This window comes from Enterobacter ludwigii, assembly GCA_023023105.1.
GTDB classification, from domain to species: domain Bacteria; phylum Pseudomonadota; class Gammaproteobacteria; order Enterobacterales; family Enterobacteriaceae; genus Enterobacter; species Enterobacter adelaidei.
Window position 1 is genome coordinate 888,863 of record CP083824.1, and the last position, 19,476, is coordinate 908,338.

General features: G+C 53.4%; 18 protein-coding genes. 16 read left to right on the forward strand and 2 right to left on the reverse strand.

The window, feature by feature from the left end:
• Nucleotides 1-2: 2 nt before the first annotated feature.
• The 13 genes from rseP to tilS all read left to right on the forward strand — a co-directional run bounded on the left by rseP (nt 3) and on the right by tilS (nt 17,068).
• Nucleotides 3-1,355 carry a sigma E protease regulator RseP gene (gene rseP, locus LCD46_04115; GenBank protein ID UOY71529.1) on the forward strand — a complete coding sequence of 451 codons (1,353 nt, stop codon included), beginning with the start codon at nt 3-5 and terminating at the stop codon, nt 1,353-1,355.
• Nucleotides 1,356-1,384: 29 nt separating this feature from the next.
• A complete protein-coding gene (gene bamA, locus LCD46_04120) occupies nt 1,385-3,802 on the forward strand; it encodes an outer membrane protein assembly factor BamA (protein ID UOY71530.1) in 2,418 nt (805 codons plus the stop codon).
• A 122-nt stretch (nt 3,803-3,924) separates the two neighbouring features.
• Nucleotides 3,925-4,419, forward strand: a complete 495-nt coding sequence (gene skp, locus LCD46_04125; GenBank protein UOY71531.1) for a molecular chaperone Skp — start codon at nt 3,925-3,927, stop codon at nt 4,417-4,419.
• A 3-nt stretch (nt 4,420-4,422) separates the two neighbouring features.
• Entirely contained in the window at nt 4,423-5,448 is a 1,026-nt protein-coding gene (lpxD, locus tag LCD46_04130; protein ID UOY71532.1) for a UDP-3-O-(3-hydroxymyristoyl)glucosamine N-acyltransferase, read from the forward strand.
• 102 nt (nt 5,449-5,550) lie between these two features.
• Nucleotides 5,551-6,006 carry a 3-hydroxyacyl-ACP dehydratase FabZ gene (gene fabZ / locus LCD46_04135; GenBank protein UOY71533.1) on the forward strand — a complete coding sequence of 152 codons (456 nt, stop codon included), beginning with the start codon at nt 5,551-5,553 and terminating at the stop codon, nt 6,004-6,006.
• A gap of 3 nt (nt 6,007-6,009) precedes the next feature.
• Nucleotides 6,010-6,798 carry an acyl-ACP--UDP-N-acetylglucosamine O-acyltransferase gene (gene lpxA, locus LCD46_04140; GenBank protein ID UOY71534.1) on the forward strand — a complete coding sequence of 263 codons (789 nt, stop codon included), beginning with the start codon at nt 6,010-6,012 and terminating at the stop codon, nt 6,796-6,798.
• A complete protein-coding gene (gene lpxB / locus LCD46_04145; protein ID UOY71535.1) occupies nt 6,798-7,946 on the forward strand; it encodes a lipid-A-disaccharide synthase in 1,149 nt (382 codons plus the stop codon). Before lpxA ends, lpxB begins: the two co-directional genes overlap by 1 nt.
• Nucleotides 7,943-8,539 (forward strand): ribonuclease HII, encoded by a 597-nt coding sequence (gene rnhB, locus LCD46_04150; GenBank protein ID UOY71536.1) that lies wholly within the window; start codon nt 7,943-7,945, stop codon nt 8,537-8,539. The genes lpxB and rnhB overlap by 4 nt, the downstream gene beginning before the upstream one ends.
• Nucleotides 8,540-8,577: 38 nt before the next feature.
• Nucleotides 8,578-12,060: a DNA polymerase III subunit alpha gene (gene dnaE, locus LCD46_04155; GenBank protein UOY71537.1), complete on the forward strand. Its 3,483-nt coding sequence runs from the start codon at nt 8,578-8,580 to the stop codon at nt 12,058-12,060.
• A 12-nt stretch (nt 12,061-12,072) separates the two neighbouring features.
• Nucleotides 12,073-13,032, forward strand: coding sequence for an acetyl-CoA carboxylase carboxyl transferase subunit alpha (gene accA, locus LCD46_04160; GenBank protein ID UOY71538.1), 960 nt, complete (start codon nt 12,073-12,075; stop codon nt 13,030-13,032).
• Between the two features lie 100 nt (nt 13,033-13,132).
• Nucleotides 13,133-15,265: a lysine decarboxylase LdcC gene (locus LCD46_04165; protein UOY71539.1), complete on the forward strand. Its 2,133-nt coding sequence runs from the start codon at nt 13,133-13,135 to the stop codon at nt 15,263-15,265.
• Nucleotides 15,266-15,330: 65 nt separating this feature from the next.
• Nucleotides 15,331-15,720 (forward strand): VOC family protein, encoded by a 390-nt coding sequence (locus tag LCD46_04170; protein UOY71540.1) that lies wholly within the window; start codon nt 15,331-15,333, stop codon nt 15,718-15,720.
• A 58-nt stretch (nt 15,721-15,778) separates the two neighbouring features.
• The gene (gene tilS, locus LCD46_04175) at nt 15,779-17,068 is read left to right on the forward strand and encodes a tRNA lysidine(34) synthetase TilS (protein UOY71541.1); all 1,290 of its coding nucleotides are present in this window, start codon (nt 15,779-15,781) and stop codon (nt 17,066-17,068) included.
• Nucleotides 17,069-17,096: 28 nt separating this feature from the next.
• On the opposite strand, the gene rof is transcribed toward tilS, so the two are convergent.
• Nucleotides 17,097-17,357: a Rho-binding antiterminator gene (rof, locus tag LCD46_04180; GenBank protein UOY71542.1), complete on the reverse strand. Its 261-nt coding sequence runs from the start codon at nt 17,355-17,357 to the stop codon at nt 17,097-17,099.
• Nucleotides 17,344-17,544: a YaeP family protein gene (locus tag LCD46_04185; protein UOY71543.1), complete on the reverse strand. Its 201-nt coding sequence runs from the start codon at nt 17,542-17,544 to the stop codon at nt 17,344-17,346. The genes rof and LCD46_04185 overlap by 14 nt, the downstream gene beginning before the upstream one ends.
• Nucleotides 17,545-17,740: 196 nt before the next feature.
• Here LCD46_04185 and LCD46_04190 point away from each other — a divergent pair, with 196 nt between their 5' ends.
• From LCD46_04190 to nlpE, 3 genes are read left to right on the forward strand one after another with little or no spacing between them, the layout of a single operon-like run.
• Nucleotides 17,741-18,286 (forward strand): YaeQ family protein, encoded by a 546-nt coding sequence (locus tag LCD46_04190; protein UOY71544.1) that lies wholly within the window; start codon nt 17,741-17,743, stop codon nt 18,284-18,286.
• Complete coding sequence (arfB, locus tag LCD46_04195; protein UOY71545.1) at nt 18,283-18,705, forward strand: aminoacyl-tRNA hydrolase; 423 nt, start codon at nt 18,283-18,285, stop codon at nt 18,703-18,705. Before LCD46_04190 ends, arfB begins: the two co-directional genes overlap by 4 nt.
• A 34-nt stretch (nt 18,706-18,739) precedes the next feature.
• The gene (nlpE, locus tag LCD46_04200; GenBank protein ID UOY71546.1) at nt 18,740-19,438 is read left to right on the forward strand and encodes an envelope stress response activation lipoprotein NlpE; all 699 of its coding nucleotides are present in this window, start codon (nt 18,740-18,742) and stop codon (nt 19,436-19,438) included.
• Nucleotides 19,439-19,476: the final 38 nt, after the last annotated feature.

The window sequence follows — 19,476 nt, forward strand, 5'->3', positions numbered from 1 at the left end:
TTATGCTGAGCATTCTCTGGAATCTGGCGGCGTTCATTGTTGCACTGGGTGTACTGATTACCGTGCATGAATTTGGCCATTTCTGGGTTGCTCGCCGTTGTGGTGTGCGGGTAGAGCGATTTTCCATCGGTTTCGGTAAATCACTCTGGACGCGCACCGACCGTCACGGTACGGAATTTGTCATCGCCCTTATCCCGCTGGGCGGCTACGTTAAAATGCTCGACGAGCGCGTTGAGCCTGTCGCACCTGAATTACGACACAGCGCATTCAACAACAAAACGGTTGGACAACGCGCCGCCATCATCGCTGCCGGACCGGTAGCCAATTTCATCTTTGCTATTTTCGCTTACTGGCTGGTGTTTATCATTGGCGTCCCCGGCGTGCGCCCTGTGGTAGGTGAAATTGCCCCCAATTCCATCGCGGCGAGTGCGCAAATTACGTCAGGGATGGAACTTAAAGCGATTGATGGCATCGAAACCCCTGATTGGGATGCCGTGCGACTGCAACTGGTAGCCAAAATTGGTGATCAGCAGACAACCATCAGCGTATCACCGTTTGGTTCCGACACGCGTCAGGACAAAGTGCTCGATTTACGTCACTGGCGTTTCGAGCCAGACAAAGAAGATCCCGTCGCTGCACTGGGCATTCGTCCACGTGGCGCTCAGATTGAGCCGGTGTTAGCCGAAGTACAGGCAAATTCGGCGGCGAGCAAAGCGGGTTTGCAAGCGGGCGACAGGATCGTTAAAGTCGATGGTCAACCATTAACAGAGTGGATGACCTTTGTTACTCTGGTGCGCGATAATCCGGGAACGTCCCTCGCACTGGAAGTTGAGAGGAAAGGTAGTCCGCTTTCGCTGACGCTGATCCCGGATACGAAGTCGGTCGGCAAAAAGGCAGAAGGGTTTGCAGGCGTTGTGCCAAAAGTGATCCCGCTGCCAGATGAGTACAAGACAATACGCCAGTATGGGCCGTTCAGCGCCATCCTTGAAGCCACGGATAAAACATGGCAACTGATGAAGCTGACGGTCAACATGTTGGGGAAATTGATAACCGGTGATGTGAAACTGAACAACCTCAGTGGGCCAATTTCGATTGCTCAGGGGGCTGGGATGTCAGCGGAATTCGGGGTGATTTACTATCTCATGTTCCTCGCGCTGATTAGCGTGAACCTTGGGATAATCAACCTGTTCCCGCTTCCCGTTTTAGACGGGGGTCATCTGCTGTTTTTAGCGATTGAAAAGCTAAAAGGCGGACCGGTATCCGAGCGAGTTCAAGACTTTAGTTATCGCATTGGCTCGATTTTGCTGGTGCTGTTAATGGGGCTTGCACTTTTCAATGATTTCTCTCGGTTGTAAGAGAGTGTTAGGAAGAACGCATAATAACGATGGCGATGAAAAAGTTGCTCATAGCGTCGCTGCTGTTTAGCAGCGCCACCGTATACGGTGCTGACGGGTTCGTAGTGAAAGACATTCATTTCGAAGGCCTCCAGCGTGTCGCCGTTGGTGCGGCCCTCCTCAGTATGCCTGTACGCCCCGGCGATACGGTCAATGATGATGATATCAGTAACACCATCCGTGCTCTGTTTGCCACCGGCAACTTCGAGGATGTCCGCGTCCTGCGCGATGGTGATACGCTGCTGGTACAGGTAAAAGAACGTCCAACGATTGCCAGTATCACTTTCTCCGGTAACAAGTCGGTGAAAGATGACATGCTCAAGCAAAACCTTGAAGCATCGGGTGTTCGTGTGGGCGAGTCTCTGGACCGCACAACCCTTTCAGACATTGAGAAAGGTCTGGAAGACTTCTACTACAGCGTGGGTAAATACAGTGCCAGCGTGAAAGCAGTGGTAACACCTCTGCCACGTAACCGTGTTGACCTGAAGTTGGTCTTCCAGGAAGGTGTTTCTGCGAAGATCCAACAGATCAACATTGTCGGCAACCACGCGTTTAGCACCGACGAACTGATCTCGACCTTCCAACTGCGCGATGAAGTGCCGTGGTGGAACGTGGTGGGCGATCGTAAATACCAGAAACAGAAACTGGCGGGCGACCTTGAGACCCTGCGCAGCTACTATCTGGATCGTGGTTATGCCCGTTTCAACATTGACTCAACCCAGGTCAGTCTGACGCCGGACAAGAAAGGGATCTACATTACGATTAACATCACTGAAGGCGATCAGTACAAGCTTTCTGGTGTTGAAGTAAGTGGTAACCTGGCAGGGCATTCTGCTGAGATCGAATCGCTGACCAAAATTCAGCCAGGCGATCTGTACAGTGGTTCCAAGGTCACCAAAATGGAAGACAGCATTAAGAAGCTGCTCGGCCGCTATGGTTATGCCTATCCTCGCGTACAAACACAGCCGGAAATTAACGACGCGGATAAAACCGTTAAGCTGCACGTGAATGTTGATGCGGGTAACCGTTTCTACGTGCGTAAGATCCGCTTCGTTGGTAACGACACCTCTAAAGATTCCGTTCTGCGCCGCGAAATGCGTCAGATGGAAGGCGCATGGCTGGGTAGCGACCTCGTTGATCAGGGGAAAGAGCGTCTGAACCGTCTGGGTTATTTTGAAACCGTAGATACGGATACCCAGCGCGTGCCAGGTAGCCCGGATCAGGTTGATGTCGTCTATAAAGTGAAAGAGCGTAACACCGGTAGCTTCAACTTTGGTGTGGGCTACGGTACTGAAAGCGGCGTGAGCTTCCAGGTTGGTGTACAGCAGGATAACTGGCTGGGTACGGGTTACTCTGTTGGTATTAATGGTACCAAAAACGACTACCAGACCTACTCTGAGTTCTCTGTCACTAACCCATACTTCACCGTAGACGGTGTGAGCCTGGGCGGTCGTATCTTCTATAACGACTTTAAAGCTGACAACGCGGATCTGTCCTCTTACACCAACAAGAGTTACGGTGCAGATGGTACGCTTGGCTTCCCTGTCAACGAATACAACACGCTGCGTGCGGGCTTAGGTTACGTGCATAACGACCTGTCCAACATGCAACCGCAGGTGGCGATGTGGCGTTATCTGGACTCTATTGGCCAGCCAACCAGCAAAAGCGGTCATGACAACGGCTTTGCCGCGGATGACTTCACCTTTAACTACGGCTGGACCTATAACCGTCTTGACCGTGGTTACTTCCCGACGGAAGGTTCTCGTGTCAACCTGAACGGTAAAGTGACCGTACCGGGTTCCGATAACGAGTTCTATAAGGTCACGCTGGATACCGCGTCTTACTTCCCAATTGATGACGACCACAAGTGGGTGGTTCTGGGTCGTACCCGTTGGGGCTATGGTGATGGTCTGGGTGGCAAGGAACTGCCATTCTATGAGAACTTCTATGCCGGTGGTTCCAGCACCGTTCGTGGCTTCCAGTCCAACAACATTGGTCCGAAAGCGGTCTACTACGGCGGAAACGACAAAGATAATTGTAATAAGTCCTCGACTTCCGACGTTTGTAGCTCCAATGATGCTGTGGGCGGTAACGCCATGGCCGTTGCCAGCCTGGAGTTCATCACACCAACGCCGTTTATCAGTGATAAATATGCGAACTCAGTCCGTACGTCCTTCTTCTGGGATGCCGGTACTGTGTGGGATACCAACTGGCAGAATACTGCTCAGATGCGTGCAGAAGGTATTCCTGACTACAGCGATCCGAGCAATATTCGCATGTCTGCCGGTATCGCATTACAATGGATGTCACCGCTGGGGCCGTTGGTCTTCTCTTACGCCCAGCCGTTTAAGAAATATGATGGAGATAAGTCGGAGCAATTCCAGTTTAACATTGGTAAAACCTGGTAATAATCCGCTGCAAAGGAATGCGTTGGCAGTGTAGCGCTGACAACTGGCGATCGGTAACACGGTCGCCTTGCCACGCAAAGAACGGTACCTTCTGGTGCCAATGGGATGGTAAGGAGTTAATTGTGAAAAAGTGGTTATTAGCTGCAGGTCTCGGTTTAGCGATGGCAACTTCTGCTCAGGCAGCAGACAAAATTGCAATCGTCAACATGGGTAATTTGTTCCAGCAGGTTGCACAGAAAACTGGCGTTTCTGCGACTCTGGAAAACGAATTCAAAGGCCGTGCAAGCGAACTGCAGGGTATGGAAAACGATCTTCAGTCCAAAATGCAGCGTCTGCAGCGTGATGGTTCTACCATGAAAGCAAGCGATCGCAGCAAGCTGGAAAAAGACGTAATGGCTCAGCGCCAGGCGTTCTCTCAGAAAGCGCAGGCTTTCGAGCAGGATCGTCAGCGTCGTTCTAACGAAGAACGTGGCAAGCTGGTAACTCGCATTCAGACTGCTGTTAAAGCAGTGGCTGCCGATCAGAGCATCGATCTGGTTGTTGATGCGAACGCCGTCGCTTTCAACAGCAAAGATGTTAAAGACATCACCGCTGATGTTCTGAAACAGGTTAAATAAGTAATGCCTTCAATTCGACTGGCTGATTTAGCTCAGCAGTTGGATGCAGAATTACACGGTGATGGCGATATCGTCATCACCGCTGTTGCGTCCATGCAATCTGCTAAAGCTGGCACGATTACCTTCATGGTAAGCCCTAAGTACCGTGAGCAACTGGCTCAATGCCAGGCGTCAGCTGTTGTTCTGACGCAGGACGATCTTCCATATGCCACTGTAAGCGCACTGGTAGTGAAAAACCCCTACCTGACTTATGCACGCATGGCACAAATTCTTGACACCACGCCGCAGCCGGCCCAGAACATTGCTGCCAGTGCAGCGATTGATCCGACGGCTCAGTTGGGTAACAACGTAGCGGTTGGTGCGAATGCCGTTATCGAGTCTGGCGTAGTGTTGGGCGATAACGTCGTTATCGGACCGGGTTGCTTCGTTGGGAAAAATACGAAAATCGGCGCCGGGACCCGTTTATGGGCCAATGTGTCCATTTACCATGAAGTTGAAATTGGCGAAAATTGCCTCGTCCAGTCCAGTACAGTGATTGGATCGGATGGCTTTGGTTACGCTAACGATCGTGGTAATTGGGTTAAAATCCCACAGCTTGGTCGCGTGATCATTGGCGATCGTGTGGAGATCGGGGCCTGTACCACTATTGACCGTGGCGCGCTTGACGACACGATCATTGGCAATGGTGTTATCATTGATAACCAGTGCCAGATTGCGCATAACGTTGTGATTGGCGACAATACCGCGGTAGCGGGGGGCGTCATCATGGCTGGCAGCCTGAAAATTGGCCGTTACTGCATGATTGGCGGCGCGAGCGTGATTAATGGCCATATGGAAATATGCGACAAAGTCACAGTGACGGGAATGGGCATGGTAATGCGCCCTATCACTGAACCTGGCGTCTATTCCTCCGGCATCCCGCTGCAACCCAACAAGGTATGGCGTAAAACAGCAGCTCTGGTGATGAACATTGATGATATGAGCAAGCGTCTCAAGTCTCTTGAGCGCAAGATCGATCAACAAGACTAAACGTCATCCGTTTAACGCTATTTTTCCCGGCCTGTCGGCTTTCTAATAAACCGGCAGGCCGTGTTATTATTGTTATCAGTACATTTTGACAGGAAGAGTATTTTGACTACTGACACTCATACTCTGCATATTGAAGAGATTTTAGAACTTCTGCCGCACCGCTACCCGTTTCTGCTGGTAGACCGTGTGCTGGATTTTGAAGAAGGTCGTTTTCTGCGCGCAGTGAAAAATGTTTCCGTGAACGAGCCGTTCTTCCAGGGGCACTTCCCTGGTAAGCCTATCTTCCCGGGTGTGTTGATTCTGGAAGCGATGGCTCAGGCTACCGGTATTCTGGCGTTTAAAAGCGTTGGCAAACTGGAGCCAGGTGAGCTGTATTACTTCGCGGGTATTGATGAAGCGCGCTTTAAGCGCCCTGTCGTGCCTGGTGATCAGATGATCATGGAAGTCACTTTTGAAAAAACGCGTCGTGGCCTGACTCGCTTCAAAGGCGTAGCGCTGGTTGACGGCAAAGTTGTTTGCGAAGCGACGATGATGTGTGCTCGTAGCCGGGAGTCCTGATACGTGATTGATAAATCCGCCTTTATTCATCCTACCGCGATTGTGGAAACCGGTGCCATCATTGGCGCTAACGTCCACATTGGCCCGTTTTGTATTGTTGGACCGCATGTCGAAATTGGTGAGGGTACAGTACTGAAATCTCACGTTGTCGTGAATGGTCACACGACCATTGGCTGCAATAACGAGATCTATCAGTTCGCCTCCATCGGCGAAGTTAACCAGGATCTTAAATATGCTGGTGAGTCGACCCGTCTGGAAATTGGCGATCGTAACCGTATTCGCGAAAGCGTCACCATTCATCGTGGAACAGTACAGGGTGGTGGGTTGACGAAGGTGGGCAGCGATAACCTGTTTATGGTTAATGCGCATATCGCGCACGACTGTACCGTGGGTGACCGCTGTATTCTTGCCAACAACGCAACGCTGGCAGGACACGTATCGGTTGATGACTTCGCAATTATTGGCGGCATGACCGCAGTCCATCAGTTCTGCATTATTGGTGCACACGTGATGGTCGGCGGATGCTCCGGTGTGGCGCAGGACGTCCCACCGTATGTGATTGCGCAGGGCAACCATGCCACGCCGTTTGGCGTGAACATCGAAGGCCTCAAGCGTCGTGGCTTTAGCCGCGAAGCGATTACTGCCATCCGCAACGCGTACAAACTGCTGTACCGTAGCGGCAAAACGCTGGAAGAGGCGAAGCCGGAAATTGCCGAGCTGGCGAATAAGTACCCGGAGGTGAACGCGTTCATGGAATTCTTTGACCGTTCAACAAGGGGTCTGATTCGTTAATGGTCGACAGTCGTCCGCTTACGATAGCCCTGGTCGCCGGAGAAACCTCCGGCGATATTCTTGGTGCAGGTCTTATCCGTGCGCTTAAGGCGCGTGTACCCAATGCACGATTTGTTGGCGTTGCTGGCCCGCTGATGCAGGCCGAAGGCTGTGAAGCCTGGTATGAAATGGAAGAGCTGGCTGTGATGGGCATCGTTGAGGTGCTGGGGCGGCTACGCCGTTTACTGCATATTCGTGCCGATCTTACTCGCCGCTTTACCGAACTGAAACCCGATGTGTTTGTCGGTATCGATGCACCTGATTTCAACATTACCCTCGAAGGGAATCTGAAAAAGCAGGGCATAAAAACCATTCATTACGTCAGTCCGTCCGTCTGGGCGTGGCGACAAAAACGTGTTTTCAAAATCGGACGGTCCACCAACCTGGTGCTGGCTTTCCTGCCTTTCGAAAAAGCGTTTTACGACAGATTTAATGTTCCGTGCCGTTTTATCGGTCATACCATGGCGGATGCGATGCCATTGGATCCGGATAAAAAAGCGGCGCGCGACGTGCTCGGCATCCCGCATGATGCGCACTGTCTGGCATTGCTGCCAGGCAGCCGTGGCGCAGAAGTTGAGATGCTGAGCGCCGATTTCCTCAAAACGGCGCAAATTCTTCGCCAGACATACCCCGATCTGGAAGTCGTTGTTCCGCTGGTGAATGCCAAACGCCGCGAGCAGTTTGAGCGCATCAAAGCGGAAGTCGCCCCGGATCTTCACGTTCGTCTTCTGGACGGGAAAGGGCGGGAAGCGATGTATGCGAGCGATGCCGCGCTGCTGGCCTCCGGCACGGCGGCGCTGGAATGTATGCTGGCGAAATGCCCGATGGTGGTCGGCTATCGCATGAAGCCGTTCACCTTCTGGCTGGCAAAACGTCTGGTGAAAACGGATTATGTCTCCCTGCCAAACCTGCTTGCCGGGCGCGAGCTGGTGAAAGAGCTGTTGCAGGATGAGTGCCAGCCACAGGCGCTTGCCGATGCGTTGCTGCCGCTGCTCGCCGACGGCAAGACCAGCCACCAGATGCATGATACGTTCCGTGAACTGCATCAGCAGATCCGCTGTAATGCCGATGAGCAAGCGGCTGATGCGGTGCTGGAGTTAGCTAGATGATGGAATTTGTATATCCTCATACCCACCTTGTGGCGGGTGTGGATGAAGTGGGGCGTGGGCCGTTAGTGGGGGCTGTAGTGACCGCAGCGGTGATCCTCGATCCGACCCGCCCGATTATTGGACTGAACGACTCTAAAAAATTGTCCGAAAAGCGTCGACTGGCGCTGTTTAGTGAGATTCAGGAGAAGGCGCTGGCCTGGAGCCTGGGGCGCGCTGAACCGCATGAAATCGACGAGCTGAATATTTTGCATGCCACGATGCTGGCGATGCAGCGTGCGGTGGCGGGTCTGAAAATACCCCCGGAATACGTCCTGATTGACGGTAACCGTTGTCCGTCATTGCCTATGCCTTCGATGGCCGTGGTCAAAGGCGATAGCCGCGTCGCAGAAATCAGTGCCGCTTCTATTATTGCCAAAGTGACACGCGATGCCGAAATGGCCGCGCTGGATCTCACTTACCCTCAGTATGGTTTCGCCCAGCACAAGGGGTATCCAACAGCTTTCCATCTGGAAAAGCTGGCTGAACATGGCGCAACCGAACATCACCGGCGCAGCTTTGGCCCGGTGAAACGCGCGCTGGGACTGGTGTCCTGAATCAATACGCAAGCAATTAAGTAACGCGGAATCTGAAGATGGCTGAACCACGTTTCGTACACCTGCGGGTGCATAGTGACTACTCCATGATCGATGGGCTGGCGAAGACCGGACCGCTGGTTAAAAAGGCGGCCTCTCTTGGCATGCCTGCACTGGCGATCACCGATTTTACCAACCTGTGTGGCCTGGTGAAGTTCTACGGAACGGCGCATGGCGCGGGGATGAAGCCTATCGTCGGTGCAGATTTTCATGTGCAGAGCGATCTCATCGGCGATGAAATGACGCAAATTTCCGTGTTAGCGATGAACAACACGGGTTATCAAAACCTCACACTGCTTATCTCAAAAGCCTATCAACGCGGCTATGGCGCGCTGGGGCCGTGGATCGACCGCGACTGGCTGGCTGAGCTAAATGAAGGGCTGCTGCTCATCTCTGGCGGCCGTATGGGTGATGTCGGTAAATGCCTGCTGCGTGGCAACAGCGCATTGGTGGATCAGTGCATCTCGTTTTATGAAGAGTACTTCCCGGATCGCTATTATCTGGAGTTGATTCGTACTGGCCGCCCTGACGAAGAGAATTATCTGCACGCTGCTGTCGCGTTGGCTGAAGAGCGCGGCTTGCCCGTGGTGGCAACGAATGACGTGCGTTTCCTGGAGTCCGGTGATTTTGACGCGCACGAAATCCGCGTCGCTATCCACGATGGCTTCACCCTCGACGATCCAAAGCGTCCGCGTAATTACTCCTCGCAGCAATATATGCGCAGCGAAGAGGAAATGTGCGAACTCTTCTCCGATATTCCGGAAGCGCTGGAAAACAGCGTCGAGATAGCAAAACGCTGCAACGTTACCGTGCGCCTCGGAGAATACTTCCTTCCGCAGTTCCCGACGGGAGATATGACCACGGAAGATTTCCTGGTCGTGAAATCCAAAGAGGGTCTGGAAGAGCGTCTGGAATTCCTGTTCCCGGATGAAGAAGAACGCAAAAAACGTCGTCCTGAATATGACGAACGCCTGGATATAGAACTCCAGGTGATCAACCAGATGGGCTTCCCAGGCTACTTCCTGATCGTTATGGAGTTTATCCAGTGGTCGAAGGATAACGGCGTGCCGGTAGGTCCGGGACGTGGTTCCGGTGCGGGTTCACTGGTTGCTTACGCACTCAAAATTACCGACCTCGATCCGCTGGAATTCGACCTGCTGTTCGAACGTTTCCTTAACCCGGAACGTGTCTCCATGCCCGACTTCGACGTCGACTTCTGCATGGAGAAACGCGACCAGGTTATCGAGCACGTGGCGGATATGTACGGTCGTGATGCGGTATCGCAGATTATTACTTTCGGTACGATGGCGGCAAAAGCGGTTATCCGCGACGTAGGCCGCGTGCTGGGACATCCGTACGGCTTTGTTGATCGTATCTCGAAACTGGTCCCGCCCGATCCGGGCATGACGCTGGCGAAAGCGTTCGAAGCCGAGCCGCAACTGCCGGAAATTTACGAAGCTGACGAAGAAGTCAAAGCGCTGATCGACATGGCGCGTAAGCTGGAAGGGGTCACGCGTAACGCCGGAAAACATGCGGGTGGGGTGGTTATTGCTCCAACCAAAATTACCGATTTTGCGCCGCTTTACTGTGATGAAGCAGGTCAGCATCCGGTTACCCAGTTTGACAAGAACGATGTGGAATACGCCGGGCTGGTGAAGTTCGACTTCCTCGGTCTGCGTACTTTGACCATCATCAACTGGGCGCTGGAGATGATCAACGCCCGCCGTGAGAAGAACGGCGAGCCGCCGCTGGATATTGCCGCTATCCCGCTGGATGACAAGAAAAGTTTCGACATGCTGCAGCGCTCGGAGACCACCGCGGTCTTCCAGCTTGAATCCCGCGGCATGAAAGACCTGATTAAACGTCTGCAACCTGACTGTTTCGAAGATATGATCGCACTGGTGGCGCTGTTCCGTCCGGGGCCCCTTCAGTCAGGGATGGTAGATAACTTTATCGACCGTAAGCACGGGCGCGAAGAGATTTCCTACCCGGACGTTCAGTGGCAGCATGAAAGCCTGAAACCAGTACTGGAACCGACCTACGGCATCATTCTGTACCAGGAACAGGTTATGCAGATTGCCCAGGTGCTCTCTGGTTATACCCTTGGCGGTGCGGACATGCTGCGTCGTGCGATGGGTAAGAAAAAGCCGGAAGAGATGGCCAAGCAGCGTGGCACCTTCGAAGAAGGGGCGAAAAAGAACGGCGTTGACGGCGAACTGGCGATGAAAATTTTCGACCTGGTGGAGAAATTCGCCGGGTACGGATTTAACAAATCTCACTCTGCCGCCTATGCTTTGGTTTCGTATCAGACGCTGTGGCTGAAAGCGCACTATCCGGCTGAGTTTATGGCGGCGGTTATGACCGCCGATATGGACAACACCGAGAAGGTGGTTGGTCTGGTGGATGAGTGCTGGCGCATGGGGCTGAAGATCCTGCCGCCGGATATCAACTCAGGTCTTTACCATTTCCACGTCAACGAGCACGGGGAAATTGTCTACGGGATCGGTGCGATCAAAGGCGTAGGTGAGGGGCCGATCGAAGCGATCATCGAAGCCCGTAACAACGGTGGTTATTTCCGTGAGCTGTTCGATCTTTGCGCCCGTACGGATACCAAAAAACTGAACCGCCGCGTGCTGGAAAAACTGATCATGTCTGGCGCGTTCGACAGGCTGGGGCCGCACCGTGCCGCACTGATGAACTCGCTCGGCGATGCGCTGAAAGCAGCTGATCAACATGCGAAAGCGGAAGCCATTGGCCAGGCGGATATGTTCGGTGTGTTGGCAGAAGAGCCAGAGCAGATCGAGCAGTCATACGCCAGCTGCCTGCCGTGGCCAGAACAGGTGGTGCTGGATGGCGAGCGTGAAACGTTAGGTTTGTACCTGACAGGACACCCGATCAACCAGTACATCAAAGAAATTGAGCGCTATGTCGGAGGCTACAGGCTGAAAGACATGCATCCGACAGAACGTGGTAAAATCACCACGGCTGCGGGGCTCGTGATTGCTGCAAGGGTAATGGTCACCAAGCGCGGCAATCGTATCGGCATCTGTACGCTGGATGACCGTTCCGGGCGTCTGGAGGTGATGTTGTTCACCGACGCGCTGGATAAATACCAGCAATTGCTGGAAAAAGACCGCATACTTATCGTCAGCGGACAGGTCAGCTTTGATGACTTCAGCGGGGGGCTTAAAATGACCGCCCGCGAAGTGATGGACATTGACGAAGCCCGGGAAAAATATGCTCGCGGGCTTGCTATCTCGCTGACGGACAGGCAAATTGATGACCAGCTTTTAAACCGACTCCGTCAGTCTCTGGAACCCCACCGCTCGGGGACAATTCCAGTACATCTCTACTATCAGAGGGCGGATGCACGTGCGCGGTTGCGCTTTGGTGCAACGTGGCGTGTCTCTCCGAGCGATCGTTTACTTAACGATCTCCGTGGCCTCATTGGTTCGGAGCAGGTGGAACTGGAGTTTGACTAATACAGGAATACTATGAGTCTGAATTTCCTTGATTTCGAACAGCCGATTGCTGAGCTGGAAGCGAAAATCGATTCTCTGACAGCGGTAAGCCGTCAGGATGAAAAACTGGATATTAACATCGACGAAGAAGTGCATCGTCTGCGCGAAAAAAGCGTAGAACTGACGCGCAAAATCTTTGCCGATCTCGGCGCATGGCAGATTGCCCAGCTGGCGCGTCACCCACAGCGTCCGTACACCCTGGATTATGTCCGCCTGGCGTTTGATGAATTTGACGAACTGGCCGGCGATCGCGCATACGCTGACGATAAAGCTATCGTCGGTGGTATTGCTCGTCTGGATGGACGCCCGGTGATGATCATTGGTCATCAGAAAGGTCGTGAAACCAAAGAGAAAATCCGTCGTAACTTTGGTATGCCTGCACCAGAAGGCTACCGTAAAGCTCTGCGTTTGATGGAGATGGCTGAGCGTTTCAACATGCCAATCATCACCTTTATCGACACGCCGGGTGCATACCCGGGTGTGGGCGCGGAAGAACGTGGCCAGTCTGAAGCTATCGCACGCAACCTGCGTGAGATGTCTCGCCTGAGCGTGCCGGTCATCTGTACCGTTATCGGTGAAGGTGGTTCCGGTGGTGCGCTGGCGATTGGCGTTGGCGATAAAGTTAACATGCTGCAATACAGCACCTATTCCGTTATCTCTCCGGAAGGCTGTGCGTCCATTCTGTGGAAAAGCGCCGACAAAGCGCCGCTGGCCGCAGAGGCGATGGGCATTATTGCTCCACGTCTGAAAGAGCTGAAGCTGATCGATACCGTTATCCCGGAACCTCTGGGTGGCGCGCATCGCAAGCCTGAAGTGATGGCGGCTTCCCTGAAAGCACAGCTGCTGGCAGACCTGGCAGACCTCGACGTGCTGAGTAAAGAAGATTTGCTGAACCGTCGTTATCAGCGTCTGATGACCTACGGTTACGCCTAAGATTCACAATTGTCTGAAAAGCCGCACAATGTTGCGGCTTTTTTTATACCTGCCGTTTACCTTAACTATGCTTAGCTAATATTTTTCAAGGAGGTAAACCGTGAACATTATTGCCATTATGGGGCCGCACGGCGTCTTTTATAAAGACGAGCCCATCAAGGAGCTGGAACAAACCCTGCAGTCGCGCGGGTACCAGCTGATCTGGCCACACAATAGCGCCGATCTGCTGAAATTTATTGAGCACAACCCGCGTATCTGCGGGGTAATCTTCGACTGGGATGAGTACGACCTCGAGCTGTGCAGCGATATCAACAAGCTGAACGAATATCTCCCGCTGTACGCGTTTATCAATACCCACTCGACGATGGATGTCAGCGCCCATGATATGCGTATGGCGCTGTGGTTCTTTGAATATTCGCTTGGCGTCGCGGACGATATTGCGACCCGTATTCAGCAGTACACGCGTGAATATCTCGATAACATCACGCCACCGTTTACCCGCGCGCTGTTCACCTATGTGAAAGAAGGTAAATATACCTTCTGTACGCCCGGACATATGGCGGGAACGGCGTATCAAAAAAGTCCGGTGGGCTGTCTGTTCTATGATTTCTTTGGTGGCAATACGCTAAAAGCGGACGTGTCGATTTCGGTCACTGAGCTGGGATCTCTGCTCGACCATACAGGCCCACATCTGGAAGCTGAAGAGTATATCGCCCGCACGTTCGGCGCTGAGCAAAGCTATATGGTGACCAACGGCACCTCGACCTCGAACAAAATTGTCGGGATGTACGCCGCCCCCGCTGGTAGCACCTTGCTGATTGACCGGAACTGTCATAAATCGCTGGCGCACTTGCTCATGATGAGCGACGTCGTACCGCTCTGGCTGTCACCCACGCGTAACGCGCTCGGTATTCTTGGCGGCATTCCGCGCCGGGAGTTTACGCATGAAGCCATTGAAAGCAAGGTCGCGGCAGTGCCCGGCGCAAGCTGGCCTGTCCATGCGGTGATCACCAACTCGACCTATGACGGTCTGCTGTACAACACTAACTGGATTAAAAAAACGCTGGACGTGCCGTCGATCCACTTCGATTCCGCGTGGGTGCCGTACACCAACTTCCACCCGATTTACGCGGGTAAAAGCGGCATGAGCGGTGAACGCGTGCCGGGTAAAGTGTTCTTCGAAACGCAGTCGACGCACAAAATGCTGGCCGCCTTTTCCCAGGCTTCGCTAATTCACATTAAAGGCGAGTACGACGAAGAGACGTTTAACGAAGCCTTTATGATGCATACCACGACCTCGCCGAGCTATCCGCTGGTTGCCTCCATTGAAACGGCCGCGGCAATGCTGCGCGGTAATCCTGGTAAGCGTTTGATTAACCGCTCGGTTGAACGAGCACTGCATTTTCGTAAAGAGGTTCAGCGACTTAAAGATGAAGCTGACGGCTGGTTCTTCGATATCTGGCAACCGGAAGAGATTGATGAAGCAGCATGCTGGCCCGTCTCACCCGGTGAAAACTGGCATGGTTTCCGCGAAGCTGATCGCGACCATATGTTCCTCGACCCGGTAAAAGTCACGATCCTGACGCCGGGCATGGATGAGCAGGGTAAGATGAGCGACGAAGGGATCCCCGCCGCGCTGGTGGCGAAATTTCTTGATGAACGGGGTGTGGTGGTTGAAAAAACGGGTCCTTATAACCTGCTGTTCCTGTTCAGTATTGGTATTGATAAAACCCGGGCGATGGGGCTATTGCGCGGCCTGATGGAGTTTAAGCGCGCTTATGATCTCAACTTGCGGGTGAAAAACATGCTGCCGGATCTCTATGCAGAGGATCCTGACTTCTATCGCAATATGCGTATTCAGGATCTCGCTCAGGGGATCCATCGGCTTATTCGGCAGCACGATCTGCCGCGTCTGATGCTGCAGGCGTTCGATGTTTTGCCAGAAATGAAGCTTACCCCGCACAAGGCATGGCAGCGGCAGGTGAAAGGGGAGGTCGAAACCGTTGAGCTGGAAAATCTTGTCGGGCGCGTATCGGCCAACATGATCCTGCCTTACCCGCCGGGCGTACCGCTCCTGATGCCGGGAGAGATGATTACCGAGGAAAGCCGGGCCGTGCTCGATTTCCTGTTGATGCTTTGCTCGGTAGGGCGTCACTATCCAGGATTTGAGACGGATATCCACGGTGCGAAGCGCGATGAGAACGGCGTTTACTGGGTGCGAGTCCTAAAATAAAGATGGCCACTTGCCAGGTGCGGGTTTTCGGTTGTAACGTTCAGGGATCATAAAAAGGAGAAGCTATGCTGGGTTTAAAAGCTGTTCATCATATTGCGATCATTGCGACCGATTACGCGAAAAGTAAGGCCTTCTACTGCGATATCCTGGGCTTTACGCTGTTGAGCGAGGCCTATCGTGAGGAACGTGATTCCTGGAAGGGGGATCTCGCGTTAAACGGGCAATATGTGATTGAACTGTTCTCCTTTCCCTTCCCACCTGCACGCCCGTCACGCCCGGAAGCCTGTGGTCTGCGCCATCTTGCCTTTAGCGTTGATGACCTGGACAGCGCAGTAAAACATCTGGAAGCGCACGGTGTGGCGTGCGAAGCGATACGCGTCGATCCGTTCACCGACAAGCGTTTCACCTTTTTCAGCGACCCGGACGGCCTGCCGCTGGAGCTTTATCAGCAGTAATGATTTTCCTGTGTGATAATGCCCGCTCAGTTCGGGCATTTTTTATGTGTAATTTCCTATGACCTTACCCGCTATCGCCAAAGCCGTTTCACCGTACCGCCAGCTGCTGGTGGGGTTTAGCGGTGGCCTGGATTCTACCGTTCTGCTTCATCGTTTGAAGCTCTGGCGCGATCGGGAGCCTGATGTTCAGCTTCGGGCGATACATATCCACCACGGATTGAGTTCTCATGCCGATGCCTGGGTGGCGCACTGTGAGGCGCTGTGTGCCGCGTGGGCGATCCCGTTCATTGCTGAGCGCGTCACGCTTCAGGACGAAGGGCTGGGGATTGAGGCACAAGCACGTAAAGCGCGTTATGCCGCTTTTGCCAGCGTAATACAGCCAGGCGAAGCGCTGGTTACGGCGCAGCATCTGGATGACCAGTGCGAAACCTTTTTGCTGGCGCTAAAGCGGGGCAGCGGGCCGGCGGGGCTTTCTGCCATGCCCGAACGTGCTGAATTTGCCGGGACGACATTACTTCGTCCGCTGTTGGGTGAGACACGTGCGTCGCTGGAAGCCTGGGCACGGGAATATCAGCTGAACTGGATTGAAGATGAGAGCAATCAGGATGACAGCTACGACCGTAATTTTCTGCGTCTGCATGTCCTCCCGCTTTTGAGCGAGCGCTGGCCGCATTTTGCTGACGCCACAGCAAGAAGCGCCATGCTGTGCGCCGAACAGGAAGCATTGCTGGATGAGTTGTTGAGTGAAGAGCTGGCTCAACTGATCTCTGAAGACGGATCGCTGGCGATCGCACCGCTGGAAGCGATGAGCCCGGTGCGTCGGGCGGCACTGTTACGACGCTGGCTGGCCACTCATCGCGCCGCAATGCCATCGCGGGCAATGCTGAGCCGTATCTGGGACGAAGTTGCTCGGTCGCGGGAGGATGCGTCCCCGTGCGTACATTTGAATGGTTATGACGTAAGGCGCTATAAAGGGAAGCTCTGGTGGATAAAATCTACCCCCTCTTTTAGCGATGTCGTACTCAACTGGGCGTCACCCGAATTACCGCTGATATTGCCCTGTGATGCAGGACGAGTCTCTCTGGTATCGTCTGGCCATGTACGCCTACCGAATGGCGGTGAACAGGTTACCGTGCGCTTTAAGGCTGGCGGCATGCTGCATATCGTCGGGCGCAACGGGGGGCGGAAGCTGAAGAAAATATGGCAGGAGTGTAACGTGCCACCGTGGCTGCGCGATACAACGCCACTCCTTTTCTACGGCGAAACGCTGATTGCTGCTGCAGGGGTTTTCATCACGGAAGAGGGATGGGCAGAAGAGGGTGTTAGTTTTGCATGGCAGAAAGCGTAACGGGCAGCCTGGCTGCCCGTTAGTGTCATCAGGATTCGCTCACCACGACGGTGCCGATTTGCGGGTGGCTGAAGCTGGCTATTTTGTCCAGACGCAGCTCACGCGTCGCACCGGCATCTTCCACGATCAGATATTCCACATTCTTACGCGAAACCAGATCGCTGGCTTTCGCCTTCAACACTTCGCCATCTTTTAGCTCCAGCGTCAGTAATAAATGATGCTGGCAGGCGAGTTCGAGGTTGTCATAGTCATCACAATTGATGGGTTGATAAGTATCATTCATCGACATAATCGCTCACCAGTAAATTCGCCGCAGCATACGCTGCTTTCTCCCTGACCGACTCTGAAAGGCTCTCATCAGAGGCCACTTCATTAAGCACTTTCAATACACAGCCCAGCGCGTCCGGGACATACCCCAGATCCCCGCTGGCGATTTCCGCATACCGTTTGCGAATTAACTCACAATAATTATTCACATCCCCTCCCGCCAGCGCACTGACTTACTGTGAGATATCATTAAGCCTACGAAGATAAACTCGGTTTAGCAAGGTGACTATACCATACTCATTTAAGCAATATCAGAGCCTTGATAGTGGTGTATTTATCACCCAGTAACAGCCTTTTGCCGCTGTTTTCGCTACAATGTGCGCCTGATTCGAATGGAGTTCTCTCATGGCGCTGAAAGCGACAATTTATAAAGCAGTGGTCAATGTGGCCGATCTTGATCGCAACCAGTTCCTGGATGCGTCGCTTACTCTGGCACGCCACCCCTCAGAAACTCAGGAACGCATGATGCTGCGCCTGCTGGCGTGGATTAAGTATGCTGACGAGCGACTGCAATTTACCCGAGGCTTAAGCGCAGAGGACGAGCCAGAAGCCTGGCTGCGCAACGATCATCTGGGTATCGATCTGTGGATTGAACTTGGCCTGCCGGATGAACGTCGTATTAAAAAGGCCTGCACCCAGTCCGCTGAAGTCGCGTTATTTGCGTATAATCAGCGTGCTGCGGAGATCTGGTGGCAGCAAAATAAAAGCAAATGCAGGCAGTTTGCCAATCTTACCGTCTGGTATCTGGATGATGAGCAACTGGCGCAGTTGAGTGCCTTTGCCAGCCGGACCATGATCCTGCAGGCGACGATTCAGGATGGCGCAATCTGGCTCTCTGATTCTCAGAATAATCTGGAAATTCATTTGACGGCGTGGCAACCCGCCTCATGATCGTCTTATCCCGAAACGTCAACATTCCTGACAATGAGCTGGAGATCACCGCCATTCGTGCTCAGGGGGCAGGGGGGCAGCACGTCAATAAGGCTTCTACGGCTATCCACTTGCGTTTTGACATTCGGGCCTCAAGCCTGCCAGAGTATTATAAAGAAAGCCTGCTTGCTGCCAGCCATCACCTGATCACCAGCGATGGCGTGATGGTGATCAAAGCTCAGGAATACCGCAGCCAGGAGCTCAACCGGGAAGCGGCCATCGCCAGGCTAGTGGCGGTAATCAAAGAATTAACCGCGGTACAAAAGAGCCGTCGGGCAACACGGCCCACTCGCGCATCGAAAGAGCGTCGGCTGTCGTCGAAGGCCCAAAAATCCACAGTGAAAGCACTACGCGGTAAAGTTCGTCGCCCGACAGAGTGACGAAAGGGAACACAATTTTCAGAAGGAATTCATTGTGAAAAAAGCATTATTATCAGCGCTGGCAGTGAGTACGCTGTTTGCGCTTTTCGGGTGTAACAACCGTTCTGAAACGCAGGTTTTGCAGCCCGCGCAGAATGAAGAGTTAAAGCCCATGCAGCAGAGCTGGCGCGGCGTATTGCCTTGCGCAGACTGTGAGGGTATTGAAACGTCTCTGTTCCTGCAAAAAGACGGTACCTGGGTCATGAATCAGAGGTATCAGGGCGCTAAAGAACCGTCTTCTTTTGCGACTTACGGGACATGGGCGCGTACGGCTGAGAAGTTGGTCCTGACGGATACCACAGGTGAGAAAACCTATTTCCGCGCTAAAGGCGAGGGGATGGAGATGCTCGACCGCGAAGGTAATCCGATTGAGTCCCAGTTCAATTACACGCTGGCACCGGTAAAGGCGGCCCTGCCTGCCACGCCGATGGCAATGCGGGGCATGTATTTCTATATGGCTGATGCGGCGATCTTTACCGACTGTGCAACCGGCAGGAAAGTCAGCGTGGCGAACAACGCACAGCTTGAGCGTGATTACGCTGTTGCGCGCGGAAATGACAGTAAGCCGGTATTGCTGACGGTCGACGGTCACTTTACGCTGGAGCCAAACCCGGATAGCGGAGAGATGGTGAAAACGCTGGTGGCAGATAAAGACGCGAAGTTTGTCGCGGGTAAAGACTGCAACAGCAAGTAAGCCGACATAGCCCCATTAAAAAACCCCGCCGGAGCGGG

Bases quoted from the DNA above. Each gene is read 5' to 3' on its own strand.
- rseP (UOY71529.1), top strand. From the start codon at position 3: ATGCTGAGCATTCTCTGGAATCTGGCGGCGTTCATTGTTGCACTGGGT.
- bamA (UOY71530.1), top strand. From the start codon at position 1,385: ATGGCGATGAAAAAGTTGCTCATAGCGTCGCTGCTGTTTAGCAGCGCC.
- lpxD (UOY71532.1), top strand. From the start codon at position 4,423: ATGCCTTCAATTCGACTGGCTGATTTAGCTCAGCAGTTGGATGCAGAA.
- lpxB (UOY71535.1), top strand. From the start codon at position 6,798: ATGGTCGACAGTCGTCCGCTTACGATAGCCCTGGTCGCCGGAGAAACC.
- rnhB (UOY71536.1), top strand. From the start codon at position 7,943: ATGATGGAATTTGTATATCCTCATACCCACCTTGTGGCGGGTGTGGAT.
- dnaE (UOY71537.1), top strand. From the start codon at position 8,578: ATGGCTGAACCACGTTTCGTACACCTGCGGGTGCATAGTGACTACTCC.
- accA (UOY71538.1), top strand. From the start codon at position 12,073: ATGAGTCTGAATTTCCTTGATTTCGAACAGCCGATTGCTGAGCTGGAA.
- LCD46_04170 (UOY71540.1), top strand. From the start codon at position 15,331: ATGCTGGGTTTAAAAGCTGTTCATCATATTGCGATCATTGCGACCGAT.
- tilS (UOY71541.1), top strand. From the start codon at position 15,779: ATGACCTTACCCGCTATCGCCAAAGCCGTTTCACCGTACCGCCAGCTG.
- rof (UOY71542.1), bottom strand. From the start codon at position 17,357: ATGTCGATGAATGATACTTATCAACCCATCAATTGTGATGACTATGAC.
- LCD46_04190 (UOY71544.1), top strand. From the start codon at position 17,741: ATGGCGCTGAAAGCGACAATTTATAAAGCAGTGGTCAATGTGGCCGAT.
- arfB (UOY71545.1), top strand. From the start codon at position 18,283: ATGATCGTCTTATCCCGAAACGTCAACATTCCTGACAATGAGCTGGAG.